Annotated in this window: 17 protein-coding genes; 12 read left to right on the forward strand and 5 right to left on the reverse strand. The window is 69.7% G+C overall.

Annotated features, from left to right (window positions below; all coding sequences use genetic code 11):
• Nucleotides 1-89 precede the first annotated feature (89 nt).
• The 3 genes from ACODSY_RS17525 to ACODSY_RS17535 are packed head-to-tail and all read left to right on the forward strand — an operon-like array spanning nt 90 to nt 2,871.
• Nucleotides 90-1,145 (forward strand): glycosyltransferase family 2 protein, encoded by a 1,056-nt coding sequence (locus ACODSY_RS17525; protein ID WP_488953076.1) that lies wholly within the window; start codon nt 90-92, stop codon nt 1,143-1,145.
• Complete coding sequence (locus ACODSY_RS17530; RefSeq protein ID WP_488953077.1) at nt 1,142-1,498, forward strand: DMT family transporter; 357 nt, start codon at nt 1,142-1,144, stop codon at nt 1,496-1,498. The genes ACODSY_RS17525 and ACODSY_RS17530 overlap by 4 nt, the downstream gene beginning before the upstream one ends.
• On the forward strand, nt 1,495-2,871 hold the full coding sequence (locus tag ACODSY_RS17535; RefSeq protein ID WP_488953078.1) for a hypothetical protein: 1,377 nt from the start codon (nt 1,495-1,497) through the stop codon (nt 2,869-2,871). The genes ACODSY_RS17530 and ACODSY_RS17535 overlap by 4 nt, the downstream gene beginning before the upstream one ends.
• A 1-nt stretch (nt 2,872) precedes the next feature.
• Here ACODSY_RS17535 and ACODSY_RS17540 read toward each other — a convergent pair whose 3' ends face one another.
• A complete protein-coding gene (locus ACODSY_RS17540; RefSeq protein WP_488953080.1) occupies nt 2,873-3,952 on the reverse strand; it encodes a sulfotransferase family protein in 1,080 nt (359 codons plus the stop codon).
• A 133-nt stretch (nt 3,953-4,085) separates the two neighbouring features.
• On the opposite strand from ACODSY_RS17540, the gene ACODSY_RS17545 reads away from it, so the two are divergent.
• Genes ACODSY_RS17545 through ACODSY_RS17560 form a run of 4 tightly spaced genes read left to right on the forward strand, consistent with a single transcriptional unit; the run spans nt 4,086 to nt 9,899 of the window.
• Nucleotides 4,086-6,044 (forward strand): hypothetical protein, encoded by a 1,959-nt coding sequence (locus ACODSY_RS17545; protein ID WP_488953081.1) that lies wholly within the window; start codon nt 4,086-4,088, stop codon nt 6,042-6,044.
• Complete coding sequence (locus ACODSY_RS17550) at nt 6,041-7,642, forward strand: glycosyltransferase family protein (protein WP_488953082.1); 1,602 nt, start codon at nt 6,041-6,043, stop codon at nt 7,640-7,642. Before ACODSY_RS17545 ends, ACODSY_RS17550 begins: the two co-directional genes overlap by 4 nt.
• Nucleotides 7,639-8,664 (forward strand): hypothetical protein, encoded by a 1,026-nt coding sequence (locus ACODSY_RS17555; protein ID WP_488953083.1) that lies wholly within the window; start codon nt 7,639-7,641, stop codon nt 8,662-8,664. The genes ACODSY_RS17550 and ACODSY_RS17555 overlap by 4 nt, the downstream gene beginning before the upstream one ends.
• On the forward strand, nt 8,661-9,899 hold the full coding sequence (locus ACODSY_RS17560; protein WP_488953084.1) for a hypothetical protein: 1,239 nt from the start codon (nt 8,661-8,663) through the stop codon (nt 9,897-9,899). The genes ACODSY_RS17555 and ACODSY_RS17560 overlap by 4 nt, the downstream gene beginning before the upstream one ends.
• On the opposite strand, the gene ACODSY_RS17565 is transcribed toward ACODSY_RS17560, so the two are convergent.
• A complete protein-coding gene (locus tag ACODSY_RS17565) occupies nt 9,859-10,668 on the reverse strand; it encodes a DUF6270 domain-containing protein (protein WP_488953085.1) in 810 nt (269 codons plus the stop codon). The genes ACODSY_RS17560 and ACODSY_RS17565 overlap by 41 nt on opposite strands.
• A 218-nt stretch (nt 10,669-10,886) precedes the next feature.
• Between ACODSY_RS17565 and ACODSY_RS17570 the strand changes: the two genes are divergently transcribed.
• From ACODSY_RS17570 to ACODSY_RS17590, 5 genes are all read left to right on the forward strand, one after another.
• Nucleotides 10,887-12,623, forward strand: coding sequence for a type I secretion system permease/ATPase (locus ACODSY_RS17570; protein WP_488953086.1), 1,737 nt, complete (start codon nt 10,887-10,889; stop codon nt 12,621-12,623).
• Nucleotides 12,620-14,008, forward strand: a complete 1,389-nt coding sequence (locus tag ACODSY_RS17575) for an HlyD family type I secretion periplasmic adaptor subunit (RefSeq protein ID WP_488953087.1) — start codon at nt 12,620-12,622, stop codon at nt 14,006-14,008. Before ACODSY_RS17570 ends, ACODSY_RS17575 begins: the two co-directional genes overlap by 4 nt.
• 211 nt (nt 14,009-14,219) lie before the next feature.
• Nucleotides 14,220-16,058: a hypothetical protein gene (locus ACODSY_RS17580; protein WP_488953088.1), complete on the forward strand. Its 1,839-nt coding sequence runs from the start codon at nt 14,220-14,222 to the stop codon at nt 16,056-16,058.
• A gap of 92 nt (nt 16,059-16,150) precedes the next feature.
• Complete coding sequence (locus tag ACODSY_RS17585; RefSeq protein WP_488953089.1) at nt 16,151-17,800, forward strand: glycosyltransferase family 4 protein; 1,650 nt, start codon at nt 16,151-16,153, stop codon at nt 17,798-17,800.
• 200 nt (nt 17,801-18,000) lie between these two features.
• Nucleotides 18,001-20,097, forward strand: coding sequence for an O-linked N-acetylglucosamine transferase, SPINDLY family protein (locus ACODSY_RS17590; protein ID WP_488953090.1), 2,097 nt, complete (start codon nt 18,001-18,003; stop codon nt 20,095-20,097).
• On the opposite strand, the gene ACODSY_RS17595 is transcribed toward ACODSY_RS17590, so the two are convergent.
• Genes ACODSY_RS17595 through ACODSY_RS17605 form a run of 3 tightly spaced genes read right to left on the reverse strand, consistent with a single transcriptional unit; the run spans nt 20,094 to nt 22,947 of the window.
• A complete protein-coding gene (locus ACODSY_RS17595; protein ID WP_488953091.1) occupies nt 20,094-21,113 on the reverse strand; it encodes a tetratricopeptide repeat protein in 1,020 nt (339 codons plus the stop codon). The two genes, ACODSY_RS17590 and ACODSY_RS17595, sit on opposite strands and share 4 nt — an antisense overlap.
• A gap of 46 nt (nt 21,114-21,159) precedes the next feature.
• A complete protein-coding gene (locus ACODSY_RS17600; RefSeq protein WP_488953092.1) occupies nt 21,160-22,164 on the reverse strand; it encodes a M23 family metallopeptidase in 1,005 nt (334 codons plus the stop codon).
• 39 nt (nt 22,165-22,203) lie between these two features.
• The gene (locus ACODSY_RS17605) at nt 22,204-22,947 is read right to left on the reverse strand and encodes a sulfotransferase domain-containing protein (protein WP_488953093.1); all 744 of its coding nucleotides are present in this window, start codon (nt 22,945-22,947) and stop codon (nt 22,204-22,206) included.
• Nucleotides 22,948-23,021 lie beyond the last annotated feature (74 nt).

The raw sequence follows: 23,021 nt of genomic DNA on the forward strand, positions 1-23,021 counted from the left end.
CAGTTATCAGCCGGGGTTTCACGGCGCAAGGAACGACGCCTGCCGCAGCGGCTTTGCCAGCCCGCGCGCTTCCGTGTTAGCCCGGCCACGTGCCCCGCACCGTCCCTGCTCCCCCGCCCGCGCCCGTCCGCGACACCGCGACGCCCGCCCTGTCCCTGGAAGGGGCCGGCGTCTGGCTGGTCGTCCCATGCTACAAGGTGACCGGCCACATCCTGCGGGTGATCAAGAAGACCCCCGCCTGGTTCGAGGGCATCGTCTGCGTGGACGACGCCTGCCCCGACAAGTCGGCGGACTTCATCGAGGCGAACAACACCGATCCGCGCGTGGTGGTCGTGCGGCTGGCGAAGAATCAAGGGGTCGGTGGCGCGATGCTGGCCGGCTACGCCGAGGCCGCCCGCCGAGGCGCTCGGGTCATGGTCAAGGTGGATGGCGACGACCAGATGGACCTGGGCTACGCCGCCCAGCTGGTGGCCCCCATCCTGCTCGGCGAGGCCGACTACGCCAAGGGTAACCGCTTCACCTCGATCAGCCACCTGACCACCATGCCGACGGTGCGCGTTCTGGGAAACGCCGCGCTCAGCTTCGCGGCCAAGGTCTCGACCGGCTATTGGAACATCTTCGACCCCACCAACGGCTACACCGCGCTCGAGGCGAACGTCGCGCGGCTGCTGATGGAAAAGCGGGTCTCGAAACGGTTCTTCTTCGAGACCGACCTGCTCTACCACCTGGGTACGCTCCGGGCCGTGGTGCGGGACGTACCGATGCCGGCGCGCTACGCCGACGAAGTCTCGAATATCCGCATCGGCGCCATCGTCGGGCCCTTCGCCCTCAAACACATCCGCAACTTCGCCCAGCGCGTCGTGGGGCAGTACTTCGTGCGCGACTTCAACGCCGCCAGCATGGAGTTGTTGTTCGGCCTGCTGTTCTCGCTCTTCGGCGTGGCCTATGCGCTCAGCTACCTCGCCAACCGGGTGCCGGGCCAGGCCGCGTCGGCCGGGGTGGTCATGCTGGCCGCGCTCCCGGTCATCCTGGGCGCCCAGCTTCTGTTGCAGGCGATGAACTTCGACGTGCTGAACGTGCCCAATCGTCCGATCCACCCGTATCTCAACGTCCTGCGCGAGCTGGAGGAGGAGCCCCAGGCATGAGCCCCAAGGACATGGCGCTTTGCAGCGTCTTCGCCGTGGCCCTGCCGCTGGGCCAGATGATGTTCAAGTGGGGCGCCGTCTACAACGAGCGGCTGTCCGGACCCTTCCTCGTCCGGGTTGTCCAGAACTACCCGCTGATGGGCGCCTTCGCCTGGTACGGGGTCACGGCGCTGCTCTGGTTCTACGTGCTGACCCGCGTGCCACTCAGCCTCGCCTATGCCTTCTCGCTGATCGGGTCGTGCCTGGTGCCTTTGGCCGGCTGGCTGGTGTTCAAGGAACAGGCGACCTGGACCATGGCGGCCGGGTACGTCCTGATGGTGGCCGGCCTCTTCCTCGTGGTGCGCCCGGCGTGAGAGAGGTCGCCACGCCGACGGGCGCCGCGGCGCGCTGGACGCTGCGCCTCATCCTGCTCGCCGCCTTCGTGCTGATGCTGAAGCTGAACCTCCCGGGCCACCTGACCGTGGACTCGGTGTTGGCCCTGCACGAGGGCCGGTTCGGCGTACGCACGACCTGGAACCCGGCCTTTTTTGGCTGGCTGCTGGGCGTGCTGGACAGGATCCACACCGGCACGGCCCTCGCCGTCGGACTGAGCGGGCTGCTGCTGTTCGGCGCCTGGTCCCTGTTGCCGGCCACGCGGCCGCGTACCAGCTGGCTGGCGCCGCTGGTGGCGCTGGGCGTGATCGCGCTGCCGCAGGTGATCGTTTATCCCGGCATCGTTTGGAAGGACGTGCAGTTCGCGGTGGCGACCCTAGCGGGCTTCTCGCTGCTGGCCTTCGGCGTGCGCGACCGGTTGGCGGCCACGCCTTGGATCAGCCTCGCGGTCGCGGCCGTGCTGTTCGCCGCCGCCGGCCTCCTGCGCCAGAATGGCCTGCTACTGGCGCTGCCGGCGGCGCTGGCCATCGCCTGGGCGCGCGCGGGCTATCGCGGCTGGGGCCGCAGCACCGGCCTCGCCCTGGGCTGGCTCGCGGCCGTGGCGCTGATGGCCTTCGTGCTGAGCGCAGTCGCTCAGCCCCAAGGGGCCGGTCGCCCGGACGACGCCGGCAGCAAGGGGGTGCGCATCCTGCAGACCTATGACGTCGCCGCCGCCAGCGCCCTGGAGCCCAGCCGCCGCACGCCGCACATCGACCGGGCCTCGCCCGCCGCCGGCGCCTATCTGCGGGCGCACGCCGCCGAGTTCTACTCGCCGGAGCGGGTCGACACGATGTCCTCCGACGCCCGCATGTCCGAGCTCTGGAAGACCGTCCCGCATGCCGCGATCCAGGCCGAATGGCTGGACCTGATCCAGGAGGATCCCGGCCTCTACCTCCGCGCCCGGGCCCTGGCGTTCAGCCAGGTTTTCGGCACGCCGGTGATCGATCGCTGCCTTCCGGTGACCGTGGGCGTGGATGGCCCGCCCGAGGCGATGAAGGCCCTCAATCTGCCGCGCCGCATGAGCCGGGACGACCAGCGGCTGTTCAACTACGTGACGTGGTACATGGACACGCCGGCCCTGTCGCACGTGGCCTTCGCCGCCGTCGCCCTGGTGGTGGGCGTGATGCTGCTGATCCGACGCGATCCGGCCGACTTGGTCATCGCCGGCCTGCTTGCGGGCGGGCTGGGGTTTGCGGCGAGCTTCTTCGTGATCTCGATCGCCTGCGACTATCGCTACCTGTACGTCCTGGACATGGCGGCGCTGACCGGCCTGATCTACCTCGCGCTGGATCCGCGCCTACGGCGCCGGGCGTAGATCAGTCGTCGGCGAGGGCGGCGTCCAGTTCGGCGTCGACGCTATCCAGCAGGCTCTGGGCGGCGCGCCAGCCGTCCTCCAGCCGCGCGATGCTGGCGCGGGCCTCGGTCTCGAACGCCTGGGCCGCTTCGATCCGGGCGCGGGCTTCCATCAACTCGGCGCGGACGGCAGCCAGGTCTCGGGTCGTGGACGAGACCAGGGCGCCGACGTCGCGGGCCCGCTCGGCCAGCCGCGCCGCCGCGCCGTCCAGCAGGGCCATCTTCGGCGACTTGCCGGCCGCCTTAGCCTCGAACCAGGCGTGAACGTCCGCGGCGATTTCGCCGGCCCAGCCCAGGTTCTTTAGGCCGTCGCTGGTCGCATTGTGGCGCAGGTCGGCGGTCAGGAAACCGTCGATCTCCTTCGCAGCCTTGGGCGTCAGCTTGGGCATCGGCGCGCCGTGGGCGGCCTCGATCCGCGTGACCTCGGTCCGCCAGTCCGCCAGCAGCGCATCGTACCCCACGAAGGCGCGCGGCAGGTCGCGGGTATAAGCCTCGGCCGCCAGCATGTAGACGCTCCAGACCAGCACCGACTTCTCGTCGGCGAATCCGTCGCGGCGGCGCAACGAACCAGCCACGGCCAGCGGATGGCGAACCGGGATGACGCAGCGGGCGGCGACGCCTTTCGCCTCCAGCACCCTGCGCCACATCGGCAGGAGCACGGTGGCGCGGGGGTCCTTCATCAGAGGCCAGGCCGCCTTGGGGAACTCCTCATCGAACAGGGCCATGGCGCGTTCGAACCAGGCCTGGTCCTCGGCTTCCGGCAGCGGGCGATAGGGATAGGCGAAGGGGTCGTCCCAGGCCGAGCCCGCGGCGCGCAGGCGCTCGTCGTTGAAGATCGCGATCTTCCAGGGCTCGAAGTAACCCTTGGCGTTGTGCTCGTCGCCCGGCATCACATTGGTCGGGAGCTGGGCGCCCGCCAGGGCCAGTAGCTGGGTGACGGCCGAGGTGCCCGAACGGTGCATGCCCAGCACGAGATAGGCGGTCCGCGCGCCTGCGGCCGTCGCGGCCGTCGGGGAAGCAGTCTTGGCGGTTGGGCGGCGCATCTCCGGGTGGGTGGTACGGGGCAGGGCGCGCGACGGCAAGCGCTGGATCGCAAAGCGGGACCGCCAAGGTTGAACGGCCGGACCATCTGTTGCACACCACGGCCTGCCGCCCGATCTCAGGAACCCATACTCCATGGCCGCTACGGCCCCAGCTGACGAACGCCCGCTCTCCGCGGAGGCGCATCGGGCGATCTCCGCCGCGTTCGACCCTGACTTCTACCGGGCGACCTACACCGACGTGCCGGCCGACATGGGGCCGCTGTGGCACTATCGGATGGCCGGTTGGCGAGAGGGCCGCGACCCGGCGCCGTGGTTCTCGGTCCATGGCTACCTCGCGGCCAACCCCGACATCGCGTCCGCCGGGGTCGAGCCCTTCTCCCACTTCCTGACGTACGGCCGGCATGAGGGGCGCGAGATCGCGCCCTCCCGGTTCGCCGCGGCCTACTTCGGTCAGGTGGACTGGGCGCCCGAACCCTGGACGCACGAGAGTTTCGCCGTCTCGGAGACCGCCGGCGTGGCGCGCGGCGGCAAGCGTCGCCGTCCGGCCCTCCCGCTGACGCCGGAGCAGCATGCCGCGGTGGCGGCGGAGTTCGACGCGGCCTTCTACCTGACCCTGAATCCCGACATCGCCAGCTCCGGCCTGGACCCGCTGGAGCATTTCATCCGCACCGGCTGGCTGGAAGAGCGCGACCCCAACGCCCGCTTCTCCGTGCGCGACTACCTGGACGCCAATCCCGACGTGGAGGCGGCGAACCTCAACCCCTTCGCCCACTATCTCGTCGCCGGCCGGGCGGAGGGCAGGGCCCCGCGGCACGAGCTCGGGTTCCGCTACGATGTGGTCGCCCGCCTGCGGCCCGTCGAAGAACGGATCGCCGCGGCGGCGAACGCCTCGGCCCGTCTGCGGACCGATCCACCCGGGCGGCTGACGGCCGCGCTGGGCAAGCTGGGCGACCTCCACGTGACGCTCAGTCACGACAACTACGTCGAGCACTCGGGCGGGCTGCAGTTCTGCGTGCGGCGTGAAGCCGAACAGTTCGCGTCACGCGGAGTTGCGCACCTGCATCTCTATCCCGCAGTTCCCTGGCCGGTGGTCCGCGCCGCGGGCGAGGCGGGACCGCTGGGCGTGCTCCTGAACGGCCGCCGGCTGGGGTTCTTCACGCCCGAGGCCGTGCGCGATGCGCTGGCGGCGGCGGCGGCGGGGGAAGGCCGGCGAAGCTTCGCGATCCATAGCCTGCTGGGCCACGAGCCGGACGCCACCGCCGATATCCTGGGCGCGGCCGGCCTCTGCGAAGGCTTCTTCTGGCTGCACGATTTCGCCAGCCTTTGCGCGGGTTTCCACCTGCTGCGCAACGAGGTCGAGGACTGCGCCGCGCCGCCGCCGGAAAGCGCCGCCTGTGGGATCTGCGCGTACGGGCCTCACCGCGCCCGTCATCTCGACGCGCACAGGCGCCTGTTCGAGCGCCTGAAGCTCACGGTCGTGGCGCCGTCGCAGGTCACACTCGATTTCTGGCGTTCGCGCGGCGATCTGCCGGCCATGGCCGAGGTGGTGCTGCCCCACGCGCGACTGGTGGAGCGCAAGGCGGCGCGGCCGCCGGGCGGCGAGCAACCGTTCCGGTTGGCCTACCTCGGCATGCCGACCGCGCTGAAGGGCTGGCCGGTGTTCCGGGCGCTGGCGCAGCGCTTCGAGGACGACCCTCGCTACGAGTTCCTACACCTGGGCGGCGCGCCGGACCCGACCGCGCCGGCGGCGTTCCACAAGGTGGTCGTCACCGGCGAGCGGCCGCGCGCCATGCAGGAGACCCTGGAGGCGCTGCAGGCCGACGCGGCCCTGATCTGGCCGCTGTGCCGCGAGACCTTTTCGTTCACGGCCTACGAGGCCGCCGCGGCCGGTGCGGCGGTGCTGACCGGACCTGATAGCGGCAATGTCGCGGCCTTCGCGGCGGACCCCACGCGCGGCCGTGTCCTGGCCGACGAGGCGGCGCTGGCCGAAAGCTTCGAGACGGGCGAGGTGCTGGCGCTGGGCCGAGCGCACCGCAAGGCGATGCTGCATGACCTGGCCTACAGCGGCATGACCGGAGACCTCGTGGCATGAAGCGCCTGCTCGCAGCCGCGGTGCCCATGCGCCTGCGTGGGCGTCTGCGCCGACTGCATCCCGACCACGCGATCGCCGCGCGCGCCTTCGACGCGGCGTTCTATCTCAAGACCTATCCCGATGTGGGCGAGGTGGGCGCCGATCCGCTCGACCACTTCATGACCTACGGCTGGCGCGAGGGACGCGATCCGTCGCCGGACTTCTCGGTCCGCGCCTATCTCGAAGCCTTTCCGGACGTGGCCGATACGGGGCTGAACCCGTTCGTCCACTGGCTCACCAACGGCCGGCCGCGGGCGGTGGCGCTCCAGTCACCCTATGGGTTCCGCTACGACCTTATCGTCGGGCTGAAGCCGGTGGAAGCGCGCCTCCCGCGAGGCGTGGACGTCTGCGCACCTGAGGACGGCCTGAGGCTTGCGCTCGCCACGTCGCGGAGCGGCCTCCGCAGGCTGCACATCACGTTCAGCCACGACGACTACAGCGCCAATCTCGGTGGGCTGCAGGCGGCGATCCGGCGCGAGTCCGTGCGGGCCGCGAGCCTGGGTTGGGACCACCTCCATCTGTATCCGGCGCGACCCTGGCCCGTCGTCCGCACCGAGGCCGAGGCGGCGGGGCTGGGCGTTGTCTGGAACGGCGACCGCGCGGGCGTGTTCGCCCCCGCCTCGATCGCCAGGGTCCTGACCGACGCCGCCGGGCGGGAAGGCGCCGAGCGCAGCTTCGCCATCCACAGCCTACTGGGTCATACGGCCGACGAGGTCGCCGACATCGTCGAGGCGGTGGGCCTGGGCGCGGGGACCTTCTGGCTCCACGACTTCGCCAGCCTGTGCGCCGGCTTCCACCTGCTGCGGGACGACGTTCAGGACTGCGCCGCGCCGCCACCGGGCAGCGCAGCGTGCGGCATCTGTGTCTATGGCCCCTGGCGCGGCCGTCACCTGGCCCAGCATGCCCGGCTGTTCGAGCGTCTGGCCCTGACCGTCGCGGCGCCGTCGCAGGCGACGCTCGACCTCTGGAAAGCCTCGACCACCCTGCCGGCCGCGGCCACGGTCGTGCTGCCGCACGCGACGTTGGTTCCTCTGAGCCCAGCGCCGCCGACGCCTGCCGATCGGCCGCTGCGGGTCGCGTATGCGGGGCTGCCGGTCGCGCACAAGGGCTGGCCGCTCTTCCAGGCGCTGGCCGGGCGGTTCGCCGACGATCCCCGCTATGAGTTCCACCACTTCGGCGCACGCGGCGACGCGGCCCTGCCGGCGACGTTCCATGCGGTGAGCGCCAACGCAGGCCAGCCGCTCGCCATGCGCGATGCGCTCCAGGCGGCTGAGATCGACGCCGTCCTGGTCTGGCCGCTATGCCGCGAGACGTTCTCGTTCGTGGCTTACGAGGCGGTGTCGGCCGGTTGCGCCGTGATCACCGGACCCGACAGCGGTAACGTTCAGGCGTTCGTGGTCGGAGAACGCCACGGCCAGGTGCTGGACGAGGCGGCGCTGACCCAGGCGTTCGAAAGTGGCTCGATCTTGGACCTGTCTCGTGCGCGCCGCGCCCCGATGCTCTATGAGCTTCGCTACGGCGCGCTCACCTTTGACCTCGGCGACGCCCCAAGCGCATGAAGATCCTCTGCTATTCCAGCTTCACCTTCTCGTACCTGAACCGCGCTCGCGTGCTGTTCCAGACGCTTCGCGAGCATCATCCCGAGTGGGAGCTGGCGGCGCTGATCACCGACCGCCCGCCGGAAGGGTTCGTCTTCGACCCCGCCGTCGAACCCTTCGACCGGCTGGTGTGGGCCGACGACCTGGGCATCCCGAACTTCCAGAGCTGGCTGTTCAAGCATGACGTCGTGGAGGTCTGCACGGCGGTGAAAGGCCCCTTCATGCACCAGGCGTGCAGCTGGGGCTTCGATGCTGTGATCTACATGGATCCCGACACCGCCGCGCTCAGCACGCTGGCGCCGCTGGAGGAATGGCTGGCCGCGGACGATATCCTGCTGACGCCGCATCTGATCGATCCCAACGACGACCACACGGCCATCCTCGACAACGACCTTTCGGCCTCGCGCACCGGTATTTTCAACCTGGGCTTCGTCGCCATCCGCACGACCGGGGAGGGCGCGCGGTTCGCCAAGTGGTGGAACGACCGGCTGCTCTCGTACTGCTACGACGACATGGCGAACGGGCTGTTCGTGGACCAGCGATGGTGCGACCACGTGCCGGCCCTGTTCGACCGTGTGAAGATCATTCGCGACCCTGGGTACAACGTCGCCAGCTGGAACCTGTCGACCCGCAAGGTCGAGGTCGGCAAGGACGGGGTGATCCGCGTCAACGGCGCGCCGCTGCGGTTCTGGCACTTCACCAAGCTGGGGGCCGTCGGCGACGCCATGACCAAGCGCTACGCTGGGACCAATTTCCCGGTCTACGAGATCTGGGCCTGGTACAAGCGGCAGGTGACGGCGGCGACCGATCCTGCGATCCCGGACCGCTGGTGGGCCTTCGGCGCCTATGATGACGGCCGGGCCATCGCCAAGAAGGAGCGGGTGCTTTATCGCGAACGCGCCGACCTGCAGGCGGCTTTCCCCAACCCCTTCGCCTCTGGGCGCGGCAGCTTCCAAGAATGGCTCGAACACGAAGGCGCGTGACGCCGGCCGAAGCCGGAGCCGACGCCGCTCTCAGCACCCAGCCCGCGCACGCGACGATGCTGGACAAAGCCCGCGCCGTCTCGGCGAAGGTGGCGCGGCTGAGCCGTGACTTCGCCGGCGCGCACAAGCTCGCCCAACAGGCCCAGGTCCGCGAGGCGCTGACCCGCACCGAGCTGACCCAGGCGCTGACCGAATCGCTGGCGGCGCGCGCGGAGCTGGAGGCGAGGTTGCGGGACCAGGCGGTGGCCGCGTTCCAGGCCCGCGGGGAGAGGCGCCTGCGCCGCCACAACCGCCTCAGCCGCCTGCTGGACCGCGTGTTGGCGCGGCTCGGCTGGCCCGGCCAGGCGCTGGTGATCGCCCGCAGCGGCGTGTGGCACGGGACCGGACGGCGCTGGCGCGACCTGCGCCACGTGGCGGCCTACGCGCGGCGTGGAGCGCAGCCCGAGGTCAGCCCGCGCGCGCCGCTGGATCAAGCCTGGTATCTCGCCGAGAACGCAGACGTGGCCAAGGCCGGGATCTCGCCGCTGGCCCACTACCTCGTCACCGGCGGCCGCGAGGGCCGCGATCCCGGCCCCCTGTTCCACAACGGATGGTACGCGCGCGAGAACGCCGTCGAACTCGCCGCCACGAGCGTGACGCCGCTGGAGCACTATGTGCGGGTCGGCGCCGCGCGTGGACTCTCACCGCATCCGGTGTTCGACGCCGCCCACTACCTGGCGCAGGCCCCGGTGCTGGAGCCGGGCGATGCGCCGCTCGCCCACTATCTGCGCGAGGGCTGGCGTTCGAACCTCAGTCCTCACCCGCTGTTCGATCCAGCCTGGTACCTGCAGCAGGCGCCGGAAGCGGCCGGCCAGCCGCCCCTGGCCCACTATCTTTCGACGGGCTGGAAGACCGGCCGCGCGCCGCATCCGCTGTTCGACCCGCGCTGGTACCTGGAGCAGCATCCGGGTGTGGCCGAGGCGGGATTCGAGCCGCTGACCCACTTCCTGGCGAATGGTGGCTTCGAAGGCGCCAGCCCCAGCCCCTGGTTCGACCTGCCCGCCTATGTCGAGGCCCGCGGCGCGGACCTGCCCAAGGGCGTCCACCCGCTGATCGACTACCTGCGCGGGGGAGCGTGGGCGGTGGCCGAGGCCCGGCCGGGCTTCCCGACCGCGGCCTATCTCGCGACGCGTCCAGGGCTCGTGGCCAAGGGCCTCACGCCGCTGGAACACTGGGCTCGGCGGGGCGGTCGCTGAAAGCGTCCGCCAGGCCGAGCGCGGCCAGCTGGCGGCGCACCTCGTTGTAGTATTCCGGCACGTAGTGGAAAGGGCTGAGGCCCCAGCGATGCTCGGCGTCCGCTAGCCGAAACGCGCCGGCGTCGATCCGCGCCATGGGCGGCATGAGCGCCTGGAACTCGGCTTCCTGTCGCTCGAGCAAGGCGTTGTAGTCGGCGATCGCCGCGCTCTGGCCGCCGATGATCTCCACATGATCGATCGGCGCGATCCGCCCGTCAGGCAGCCGCTGGCGATCGGCCCAGCGCGCGCTGTGCAGGATCAGCTCGGCGCGCCCCAGCGGCGTCGCCCGCGTCAACGCCGCGAACTCCGAGGCCGACTCGCGCCAGAGCCGCTCGGCGGCCTCGGACAGCCGATGGATGGTCCGCACGTCGCGCAGGGAATCCTGCGTCCGATAGCCGCTCCTGACCATCTCGCCGCTGTTTGAGGCCAGGGCCGGGCCGACGGAGAGCAGGTCGAACCGCTCGTCGATGAAGTCGAAGATGATATGGCTTGGCCGCCACGCCAGGAGCGTCCCAAGCGCGGTCTTGCGCAGGTCGGCCACGAGCGCCTTGTGCTCGTGCGCATGCAGGTCACCCGGCAGGTCCTCCGCAGGGCGAAAACCCTCGACCGGAGCCGAAAGCAGGCCCGGAAGGCTGGTGCGCGACACGTAAAGCAAAGCTTCCGCGCCGCCGCCACGGATTGGCCACAGATCGCGGGTTATGCAGCTGCCAACGATGGCGATCCGCAGCATCGGGGCTCCTGGGGCGCGGGGTCCGTTCGGCGGTTCTTAGCACGGACGGGCGAGCATTGGGGCGCATTGACAAGGCAAGGTCGCCTGCGCATCTACGCGCCCTTTCGGCAAATTGCCGTCGCGGGGGGGCGCGAACGCGCTATCTTCGGGTGCGTTCACGTCTTTCGGGGCGGATTGGTATATCAGGCCCCAAGGTCTGACGAGACGGCTTAGGCGACATGAAATTCCTCACGTTCCTTACGGATCTGCCGAAGAACACGGTCGGGCGCGCACTTCGCGACGGCTACAAGCCGGCGGCCGTGGCGTTCGGATTCAGCCTCGTCTCGAACCTGCTCTATCTGGCCCTCCCGCTCTATACCTATCAGATCTACGGCCGGGTGATGGTCAGCCAGAACCTTCCGACCCTTTGGATGCTGACGCTCGTCACGCTGTTCGTCTTCGCCATCTCGGGCGTGATCGACGACCTCCGCGCGCGAGTGCTGATCAACTACGGGGTGGCCCTCGACCAGCGCGTGTCCGGCCGGGTGTTCACCAGCCTCTTTGACGCCGCGGTGCGGGGGGATTGGGGCGCGCGGGCGCAGGCGCTGCGCGACCTGGACCAGTTCCGCCAGACCCTCACCGGCGTCGCGGCCGCGGCCTTCATGGACGTGCCGTGGATCCCGGTCTTCCTGTTGGTGCTCTTCATCATCGATCCGCTGGTCGGCGTGATCACGGTGCTGGGGGCCGCGGCGCTCATCCTGCTCGCCGTCGCCCAGGCGCGGGCGACGAAGTCCGCCCTGAAGGACGCCAACGACTCGGCGCTCAAGAGCTACGGTTTCACCGACGCGGCCCTGCGCAACGGCGAGGTCGTGCGCGCCATGGGCATGCTGCCCACGATCGGCCAGGCCTGGGCCCGCCATCGGGCCGTCACGATCGAGCGCGGCGCCGCGGCGGCTGAAGCGTCGAACTTATACACCGACCTGATCAAGACGGTGCGCATGGGAATCCAGGTGCTGATCATCGCGACCGGCGCCTTCCTGATCCTTGAGGGCAAGATCCACTCGGGCATGCTGTTCGCCAACATGATCCTGGCCGCCCGCGCCCTGCAGCCGATCGAGAAGATCGTCGCGGCCTGGGACCCGCTGAACAACATGTTCCGCGCCTACGAGCGCCTGAACCTCTTGCTGGCCGGAGCCGAGCAGCCGGCGGCCGCCACCGCCCTGCCGCGCCCCCTGGGCAAGCTCTCGGTCGAGGGCCTCAACTTTGCGCCGCACGGTAGTACGCGGCTGGTGCTCAGCAACATCAACTTCGCGCTCGATCCCAACGAGGTCCTGGGCGTGATCGGGCCGTCGGGCGCGGGCAAGTCGACCCTGGCGCGCCTGCTGATGGGAATCTGGAAACCCCAAAACGGAGTTGTGCGGCTCGACGGCGCCGACGTGTTCAGCTGGGACCGCGCCGACTTCGGCCGCTACGTGGGCTACCTGCCGCAGGATACCGAACTGTTCGCCGGCACGGTTCGCAACAACATCGCCCGCTTCCGCGAGGGCGTGACGGACGAGGAGGTCGTGGCCGCGGCGCAGCTCGCCGGGGTGCATGACCTGATCCTGCGCATGCCCAAGGGCTACGACACCGATGTCGGCGAAGGCGGCGTGGTGCTCTCCGCCGGCCAGCGGCAGCGCGTGGGCCTGGCGCGGACGGTGCTCGGCAAGCCCGCGTTCGTCGTGATGGACGAGCCGAACGCCAATCTCGACCTCGAGGGCGAAGAGGCGCTGATGCGCGCGATCGACGCGATGAAGGCCAATGGCGCCACGGTGGTGATCATCTCCCACAAGCCGGGCGTGTTCCGCTCGGCCGACAAGATGCTGGTGCTGCGGGAAGGGCGCGTCGAGCTGTTCGGTCCGCGCGATCAGGTGATGGCGCGCCTCGTCAAGCCGGCGCAGCAGCCTGAAGTCCGCGCCGTGGAGGGCGGTCGATGAAGTTCGATCTGACGACGCTCAGCAAGCCGCCGGCCCGCCGGGGCTATGTCGCGCCGACCTTCGGGAACGATGAAGACGAGGTGATGCCCACCGAGCTGCAGCAGCGGCTGCGGCGGCCGATGGTGGTGGGCGCGGGCGTGATCGGGGCCTTCGTGATCGGCCTGGGTCTCTGGGCCTCGGTGAGCCAGCTCAGCACGGGCATCACGGCCCAGGCGCAGGTGCGCGCCGACGGAATGCGAAAGACCCTGCGGCACAAGGAGGTCGGGGTCGTGAAGCAGATCCTGGTCACCGAGGGCCAGCGGGTGCGCGCCGGCCAGCCGCTACTGCTGTTCAACGACGTCGAGGCGCGCGCCGCGGTGGCGGTGCTGCAGAACCAGTACGACAGCCTGCTGGCGCAGAACACGCGGTTCACGGCGGAGGCGCTCGGCAAGACCGCTCTCGAGTTCCCGAGCGAGCTCAGCGCGCGGATGAGCGACCCGGCCGTCGCCACCATGATCCGCGACCAGCAATTCCTGTTCTCGTCGCGCCAGCAGCTCTTCCAGAGCCAGTCGGCGGTGCTGATGCAGCGAATCGAGCAGCAGCAGACGCAGGTCCAGGGTCAGCAGGCGCAGGTTGATTCGATCAACGAGCAGATCCGCCTGACCGAGGAGGAGCTCGCCGGCTATCGCAAGCTGAACGAGCAGGGCTTCGCGCCCAAGACGCTGATCCTGCGCTACGAGCGCAGCCTCGCCGAACTGGGCGGCCGCAAGGGCCAGCTCCTGGCCGACATCGCCCGCCTCAAGCAGCAGATGGGCGAGACGCGGCTGCAGCTGACATCGATCCGCGAAGAGCGCGAGACGCAGGCGGCTGAGGGGCTGCGCGACAGCCAGGCGCGCCTGGCCGACGTGATTCCCCGCCTGACGACGGCCCGCCAGACGCTGGACGCCACCGTCGTCCGCTCGCCCGTGGACGGCTACGTGTTCAATCTGACCCAGTACACCGTCGGCGGCGTCGTCGGCGGCGGCGAGGCGCTGATGGACGTGGTGCCGTCGAGTACGCCTCTGACGGTGACCGCCATGATCAAGCCCGAGGACGTGGACGAGGTCCACGAGGGCATGAAGGCGAAGATCAAGCTGACCGGCCTGAACCAGCGCTTCAACGACGCGCTCAACGCCGAAGTCGTGCTGGTCTCGAAGGATCGGATCACCAACGAAAAGAGCGGCATCCCGTTCTACCGGGTCGATCTGCGGATCCCGCCGACCGAACTCAAGAAGCTCAAGAAGGGCGTCCAGCTGACGCCGGGCATGCCCGCGTCGGCGCTTATCGTGACCGGCCAGCGGTCGGTGATGGGCTTCCTGATTTCGCCAATTACGATGACCATGGAGGACGCGTTCCGCGAGGAGTAGCGGCGCCCGTGCAACACCAATTCACCTGAAGTTCCAGGGGGCTTTTTGATGTTGCGTAATTGGCAGGGTTCCGATACGTCTCCCCTTGGGCTCGTCTAACCTGCGCCGCAGCCATGCTATGGCGCTTGGGGTAATGGACCGCTGGGACTGCTCCATCGGGGATGGGGGTCAAGCGTTCCAGGGGTCCGTGTGACACAGACTGGAGAGACTAATGGCGACTTATTTGTTTGAAACGATCACGGACGCGCAGGCCGCGACCTACGATCAGTGGGTTGACCAGCTCGTCTTCACGACGGCTGGCGAGCGTGCGACCCTGACGACCGTCCGGTTCAACCCGGCGACGCTGGCGAACCCCGCTTCGACGATCACCGTGATCTCGGGCCTGACTGGCAAGACCGTGACCTTCCCGGCCGCGACGTTCGCCGGTGAAACCCCGATCTTCCCGGACGGCTCGGTGCTGTACGTCGGCACCACCGGCAACGACAGCCCCGCGGCTGGCGGCTCGACCAACGACGCCTACTACGGCGGTGAGGGCAACGACACCTTCGACGGCGGCGCCAACGGCGACCTGCTGCAAGGCAACCAAGGCAACGACAATCTGACGGGCGGCTCGGGCGCCGACACCGTGTATGGCGGTCAAGGCAACGACACTATCGACGTCGGCCAACAGGCGAACTTCGCTCAGGGCAACATCGGCAACGACACCATCTCGGGCGCCGGCCAGTCGACCCTCCTGGGCGGCCAAGGTGACGACAGCGTCACGGGCGGCACCTTTGCGGACTTCCTGAACGGCAACTCGGGCGCTGATACGATCACGGGTCTGGGCGGTAACGACCAAATCCTCGGCGAGAGCGGCGCTGACAACATCACGGCTGTGGACGGCAACGTCACTGTCGATGGCGGCACCGGTAACGACACGATCTCGATCTCGGCCGGCTCCGTTGGTGGCACCGTTTCCGTGATCGGCGGTGACGGCGACGACAACATCTCGGCTGCGAACGTCGCGGGTGGTGGCGTTCTGCAGGGCAACCTCGGCAACGACACGATCAACGCGTCGGCGACTGCCGGTGTGTTCTCGGTCTTCGGCGGCCAGGGCGAAGACAGTATCACCGTCGCCTCGACCACGAACGGCTCGCTCGTCAACGGCAACCTGGGCAACGACACGATCGTGGCCAACGACGGTGCGGATCGCATCTTCGGCGAAGCTGGCACCGACAACATCACGAGCGGTAGCGGCAACGACACCGTCGATGGCGGCGCCGATAACGACACCATCGTGGCGGGCTTCGGCAACGACAGCGTCAACGGCGGCGACGGTGCGGACGTCATTACCAACTCGGGTGGTGCGGACACCGTCGACGGCGGCGCAGGCAACGACAACATCACGAGCGATGCTGGTGCTGACCAACTCACGGGCGGTGACGGTAACGACACCATCGTCGCGGCTGATGGCGCCAACACCATCAGCGGCGGCGCCGGCAACGACTCGCTGACCTCGCTCTCGGGCAGCGACAACGTCACGGGCGGTGAAGGCAACGACACCATCACCACCGGCACGGGCGTCGGCAACGACACCGTCGACGCGGGTGGCGGCAACGACAACGTCAGCACGGGCGCCGGCAACGACGTCCTGCAAGGCGGCGACGGCAACGACACGCTCGTGGCCGGTTCGGGCACCGACAGCATCTCCGGCGGCAACGGGAACGACATCTTCTCGTTCAGCACGGCGGGCGACTCGGGCACGGTCCTCAGCACGCTCGACCGCATCCTGGACTGGGATTCGGGCGACAAGCTGGACTTCGCGGGCGGCATCACCGCTCCGGTGGAGAACGTGAACTACCTGGAGCTGACGGCTTCCACGTACGAGCTCGCGGTCAGCCTGGCGACCAGCCAGATCGGCGGCGGCGTGGTGGACTTCGTTGCGGTGCAGGTCGAAGGCAACGTGGTTGTGTTCGCCGACGGTGCGAACTCCAACGCGATCAGCGACGCGGTGGTTCTCGTGGGCCGCACGCTGGCCGACATCAGCTCCACCAACATCATCGGCAGCTAAGACGCCGAAACGATGGTTCGGAATTGGGCCGCCCCTCTGGGGCGGCCCTTTTTCGTTGCGCGCGCCCCCGGCTGGGCTAAGAGCCCGACGGCATGTCCAACGCTGCGATCTATCTCCACCCGAACGGCTTCGACACGACGACCGACCGCCTGCTCGGTCGGCATTCGGCGGGTGAAAGTTTCCTCCGCGGCCTGATCCGCCACGGAACGGCGCCCAACCTCAACTTCTGGAACGTGATCGGCTACGATCAGGCCAAGCTCGCGGCTCTGGTCGACCGCATCGAGGCGCCTTCGCGGCCGGTCCGCTGGATCGCGCCCAATGCCCGCGCGCAACTCAGCGACCCGGGCGTCGTCTACCTTCCCGGGCCCGCGCTGCCGGCGGAAGCCTGGCGCCGCCAGCCGCACGGGACCCGCCGATACTCAATCTCGGGCGTCACCCACACCACGGCCACGGCCAACGTAATGGGCATCCTGCCGAACTTCCTCATCGCCCCGCTCGAGGACCACGACGCGCTGATCTGCACCTCCGCCGCCGTCCGCTCGGCGGTCGACACCCAACTCCAGATGATGCGCGACTACATGCGCGCCGAGTACGGCCCCCGGCTGCGCTCTGAGGCGCTGCGGGTGACGATCCCGCTCGGCGTCAACTGCGCGGATTTCGGGACCAGCCCGGAGCACCGGCGGGCCTGGCGGGAGAAGCTCGCGATCCCGGACGGCGGCGTGGTGGCCCTCTACGTCGGACGGTTCAACATCAAGGCGAAGATGAACCCCGCCCTGATGGCCATGGCCCTGGAGCGCGCGGCCCAACGCCTGGGACGCCCGATCTACTGGGTCAACTCGGGCTGGGCGGAGAGCGAGGCGCAGGAGCGCACCTATCACGAAGAGACGCGCAAGCTCTGTCCGTCCGTCGAATATCGTCAGGTCGACGGGCGGGCGCCGGAAGTGCGCTTCTCGATCTGGTCGGTCGCCGACCTCTTCATCAGCTTCTCCGACAACATCCAGGAATCGTTTGGCCTGACGCCGGTGGAGGCGATGGCCGCCGGCTTGCCGTCCGTGGTGAGCGATTGGGACGGCTATCGGGACACCGTTCGCGACGGGCAGGACGGCTTCAGCGTGCCGACCCTGGGGTCGCGCCCCGGCTTGGGGGGCGACCTGGCCTACTGGTACGAGAACGAGTGGATGGCCTACGACAACTACATCGGCGCCGCCGGCCAATACACGGCCGTTGACCTGCGTGCGGCCGAAGAGGCGATCGTCGCCCTGGCCTCAAGCGAGGATCTGCGTCGGAAGATGGGCGCCGCGGCCCAGGCGCGCGCGCGGCAGATCTTCGACTGGGCGGTCATCATTCCGCAGTACGAGGCGCTGTGGGCCGAGCAGAACGCGCGCCGGAGCGCCGCTGCCCCCGCGCCCGTCCACCAGGTCAATCCGTTCGCGCCCGATCCCTTCACGCTGTTCTCGAGGTATCCTTCCAGGCACCTCGGCCGCGGCGACACGGTGAGCCTGACGCCCGGCCTGTCCTGGGACGCGGCCCAGGCGATCCTGGGCGCGCCGCTGGCGGCGTACAGCGCCCTGCATCGTCCGAACGCCTCGGAACTTCAGGCGATCTTCTCGCATCTGTCGCAAGGCCCGGCGACCGTCGCGGCGCTGCGCGACCTGTTCGAACCGGCGCGGAAGAACTTCATCGAACGCGGCCTGATCTGGCTGGTCCGCTACGGAATTCTGGAGGTTCGTCAGGCGCCCTAGCGTGGCCGCGGACGGTCGGGAAACAGCATCTGGCGACCTGCTTCCCGACCAAAGCGACACAGCCATGGAGAGCTAGGCTGACAGTTGAAGACTAGCGTAAAGCTTTACCGGAATGAAGGGGCGGCCAGATCACGTCTCGGTCAACTGCCGGCGGGTGTTGGAGCCGAGCAACGGGTTGGCGGGTGGATGAGAGCAAGGCGGTGAGCGACGCGCGTGGGGCCCGGGCATGCTGTGCGGCGCTGGATGCGGCGCGAGCGCTGGATCGGGCGGGCCGGGCGGCCGCCGCGGCCGCGCGTCTGGCCGATGTCGACGGATGCGACAGCTGCCGGTTTCGCAACCTCTATCTCAAGGGATCGCTGGCCGCGCGACTGGGACATCACGCCGATGCGGATCGCTGGCTCTCGGCGGCGCTCGGCCTGGACCCGGACTCCGTCCCGGCCTTGCGCCTGCACGGTATCGTCCTGCGGCGCCTAGGCCGCCTCGAGCCGGCCCTTGAGCGCTATCAGGCCGCCATCGCCCTCGCGCCGGACCTGGCCGAAACCCACGTCAACCTGGCCAACCTGCTGAACGACCTTCATCGATGGCGGGATGGCCTGCGGGCGGCGGACCGCGCCATCGCGCTGGACCCGACCACCGGCGGCGCGCACAACGCGCGCGGGACGGCCCTGGCTGGGCTGGGTAGCCAAGCCGAGGCGACGGCAGCCTTCCGCGGGGCCCTCCGCCTCGATCCCGACGACGTTAACGCCCATGCGAACCTCGGCAACGCGCTTGTCCGCGTCGGCGAGACCACCGAGGCCCACGCCCTCTACGAACGAGCGACGTCTCTCGCGCCGGGCAATGGCGGGGCCTGGAACGGGCTGGGCAATGCGCTGGCGCTCCAGGAGCGATGGCCCGAGGCCGCCGACGCCTATGACCGCAGCTATGCGATCGATCCGGCCCAGGCGGGCCTTCTCGGCCAACGCCTGCATGCCCGCATGAAGCTGTGCGACTGGCGCGACTACGAGGCGAACGCCGCGGCCATCTCCAGCGAACTGCGCCGCGGCCGCCTGCCGACAGGTCCTTTCCCTCTGCTCGCCATCTCGGACAGCGCCGCAGACCAGCGGCTCTGCGCAGAGGCCTATGTCCGCGGGTTCGTGTCCGGTCCCGTGGCGCCCCGCCCGGCTCCGCCCCCGTCGCCGCGCATCCGCGTCGGCTACTTCTCGGCTGACTTCCACTATCACGCGACCGCGCATCTGATGGCCGAGGTGTTCGAGCGCCACGACCGCGAGGCGTTCGAGATCACGGCCTTCTCGTTCGGGCCCTCATCGGACGACCCCATGCGCCGGCGCCTGCTCGGCGCCTTCGAGCGCTTCTTCGATGTCTCGGGGATGGACGACGCGGCCGCCGCGTCCATGGGACGCGCGTTCGGGCTGGATATCGCCGTCGACCTGAAGGGCTTCACCAAGGAGGCGCGCGCCGGAATCTTCCGCCACCGCCCCGCGCCCGTCCAGGTGAACTACCTCGGCTATCCCGGCACGATGGGCGCGCCCTTCATCGACTACCTGATCGCCGATCCGGTGCTGATCCCCGCGTCCGCGCGCGGCGACTATTCCGAGAAGATCGCCTATCTGCCGTGGACCTATCAGCCGAACGATCGTCAGCGGCCGAGGCCTACGCGCACGACCCACCGCGCCGATCATGGCTTGCCGGCCGACGCTTTCATCTTCGGCGGCTTCAACGCCCTCTACAAGGTGACGCCCGACGTCTTCGCGGCCTGGATGCGGATCCTGGCGGCCTGCGAGCCCTCAGTTCTCTGGCTGTACGGCGACCATCCGGTGGCCGTGGACAACGTACGGCGGGCGGCCGAGGCGCAGGGCGTCGACCCGCGGCGACTGGTGTTCGCGGATCCGGCGCCCCGGGAACGGCACCTCGAGCGGCTGCAGCACCTGGACCTGTTCCTGGACACGGCGCCCTACAACGCCCACACCACCGCCAGCGACGCGCTCTGGATGGACGTTCCGCTGGCGACCAAGCTGGGCGGCGCGTTCGCCGGACGCGTGGCCGCCAGCCTGCTGACCGCGGCGGGCGCGCCGGACCTGATTGCGGAATCCTGGGCGGCCTACGAAGCCTTGGCCATCGACCTTTTTCGCGACCCTGGCCGGCTCGCCGCGATCCGCGAGCGTCTGGCCCACAACCGACTGGGCAAGCCGATCTTCGACACGCCGCGGTTCACCCGTGATCTCGAGGCCCTGTACCGGCGCATGCACGAACGCCGGCTGGCTGACCTGCCGCCCGACGATCTCGCACCGGTCGGCTAGGGCGCGTGGTCCAGGGCGCCGGCGAGTTCGGCGATCACGCCGGCCCAGTCTCCGGGCGCGCGCTGGCGGATGATCCGGGCGGACGGATACCAGGGCGTGCGGTCGTCATTCCAATTGGCGTACCAGTCGTAGGCCGGCCGCGACATCAGGATCAGCGTCGGCTTGCCGAGGGCCCCGGCCAGATGCGCGACCGAGGTGTCGACGCTGACCACGCGCTCCAGGCCCGAGATCAGCCTGGCCGTCTCGCCGAAGTCGCGCGCGCCGCTGGTCTCGGGATCGAGAGCCGTGAAGTCGCTCAACCCGCGGATGGCCCGAGCGATCGGGCCCAGCGGCAGGCGTAGGGGGTTGGGATTGCGCTCTCCGCCCTGCAGCATCAGCCCCGCGCCCGCCGGTGGTCGGGTGGGCGCCGGCGTGCTCAGGGTCGGCGCGGGCGCGTCGTCGGGCCCCGCTCCCAGCCAACGCGGGATCGAGCCCATCGAGGCCCAGACATCCACCGGCTGATCGTCGAGCGACTGGGCGTTGAAGACCATCGCCGGAAGCTGTTCCAACAGGGGCACGAGCGGGCGGGCGACGGCGAGACGAACCTCGGCGGCTTGCTGTGCGAGAAGCGGGATGAAGCGGGACCAGAGGATCTGGTCGCCCAAGCCCTGTTCGGCGACGACGAGGATGCGCTTGCCGGACAGCGGTTCCCCCTGCCACTCCGGGAACGGCGCCGTCGGTCGCGGCAGGATGCGGTGGCGCGCCTCGTACAAGGCCCAGCCCTCCGTCCAGCGGCCGAGCTGCAGCAGGGTCATGCCCAGTGCGTGCCTGGGATGCGGCTCGTCGCCCGCCGCGGCGACGGCTTCGCGGAGCACGGCCTCCGCCTCCTCGAGACGGCCGGTGATGCGCAGGATGACGCCGAGGTTGTGCAGGGTCCAGCCGGGCCGCCAGCTCGCCGCCTTGCGATAGCAGGCCTCGGCCTCGGCGAGGCGGCCGGCCTTCTGGTGCGCGACGCCCTCCTGGAAGATCGACTCCATGGCCCAGGTCTAGGACGACCGACCGCGAGCTGTCACCTTCGCCGACCTAGAGGCGAAGCTCGAACCGCCGGCTGATCGCCACTTTCCCGGCGCGCCAGACCCGATAGTCGGCGACATAGGCCCCCTTCGGCCAGCCCGCCGGCGGGCGCCGTTTGCCCACGAGGATGAAATCCTGCGCCCGCCAGCGCACCAGTGGCTGGGCGCGGCTGCGCGCCAGGCTGGCGCCGCCGGGACCCTTGAGCTCGAGCTCGACCTCGTCGCCGGGCAGCAGCGCGATCGCCCGCACATAGGCCACCAGGTACGGCGAGGCGGCGGTAGCGGCGGCCACCCTGCCGGCCTCGACCTGATCCATGGTGATCTGGCCGCCGGTGAAGCCCGCGTTCAGCACCACCCCGGATCGATACGGCATCTTCGCCAGCGCCTGGGCCGTCCAGAGGCTGGTCTGGCGGCCGCACGACTGGGCCTGGGCGGGGTCGGGCGCGAAGGGATCGACGACCTGGCCGGCGTGGCGGACGGTCAGGTGCAGGTGCGGGAACTCCGTATTGCCCGAAAGGCCGACGCGGGCGAGGGGAGTTCCAGCCGTCACGGCGTCTCCCTGCTTCACCACGATGCTGCCGCGCGCCAAATGGCAGTACTGGGTCTCCCAGCCGTTGCCGTGGTCGATCACGACGCCGTTGCCGCACTCCTGGTTGGCGACGGAAGGCGCGCCGGGCGCCCGGATCGAGATGTCCTGCACCCCGTCGCGCAGGCGCGCCACGCGGCCGGCCGCGGCGGCCAGCACCGCGACGCCGCGACGCTGGGCGGCCATGTCGGGCACGCGGATGTCGACGCCGGTGTGTTTGTCATAGGTCTGCAGCCCGCAATGATAGTCGCGGGTCCCAGGGCCGGGGTCGCGGTCGACGTAGTGCTGGATCTCGCAGGTCCGCCCGGTTTCGCAGGCCAGCGGAAACGAGAGGGCGGGCGCACCCGCCGGCGGCGCGGCGTGGGCCTCGGCAACGCCCAGCCCCCCGAGCGAAAGCGCGGCCACGGCAGATAGAGCGGTCAGCTTCATGGCCGGAGGCTCGCGGCAGGAGAGGTCGAAACTGTGGCCTCAGCCGAACCGCAAGCCCGTGAGGCCCGCCAGCCGCTCGGCGTCCGCGGCGTAGACGGCGCGCAGGTGATCGACGTCCTTTGCGGTGAGTTCGGACGGATAGTCCATCTCACGGCCCACATGCACCTCGCGCGCGGCCGGGGTGGGCGCGGGGCCGAGGCCGAGAAAGCTTCGCACCTCTCCCAGTGTTTCGCCCGGCGCGGCGCGCAGCCGGTCGGACGTCAGCACCAACGCCTGCTCGCGGGGGAACAGGGCGTAGAGGCGCTCGATCTGCTCGCCGTAGAAGCCGCGCTCCACGTACGAGAACTCGCGATGATGGCCCCAGGGATCGGCGTCGAACAGGCGCTGGCGCCCCTCTCGTATGCACCATGCGAAGGGATGGGTCTCGACACCGCGCGCGTACTCCATCCGCCAGTGCGACCAGGCGCGTTGCACCGGATCGCGCAGGACAAGGATCAGCTTCACGGCCGGGTTGTAGACGGCGATCCGCTCGAGGCTGTTCGGCCAGTAGGCGTAGATCGGCGTCGCCTCGCCGCAGGGCCGGCCCGCCGGGTCGCCGAAGCGTGCGTGATAGTCGGCGTAGTCGGGGCGATCCCAGTCGCGGCGGTCGTCGTCGAAGAAGTGGAGTTCCTTGAAGTCGGGCAGGGCGATGTCGGGGTATTCGCCGAGGTAGTCGAACAGCGCCGTCGTGCCGCCCTTCTGGACGCCCGCGATGATGAAGCTGACGAGGGGCTGCAACGTCATGGCCTCACATCCCGCGCCGAGGCCGTCCGCGCAAGCGGCTTCGGAATCACTGGCTTACCCGCTAAGACGGCGAC

The sequence above is a fragment of the Phenylobacterium sp. FG114 genome, assembly GCF_057809855.1.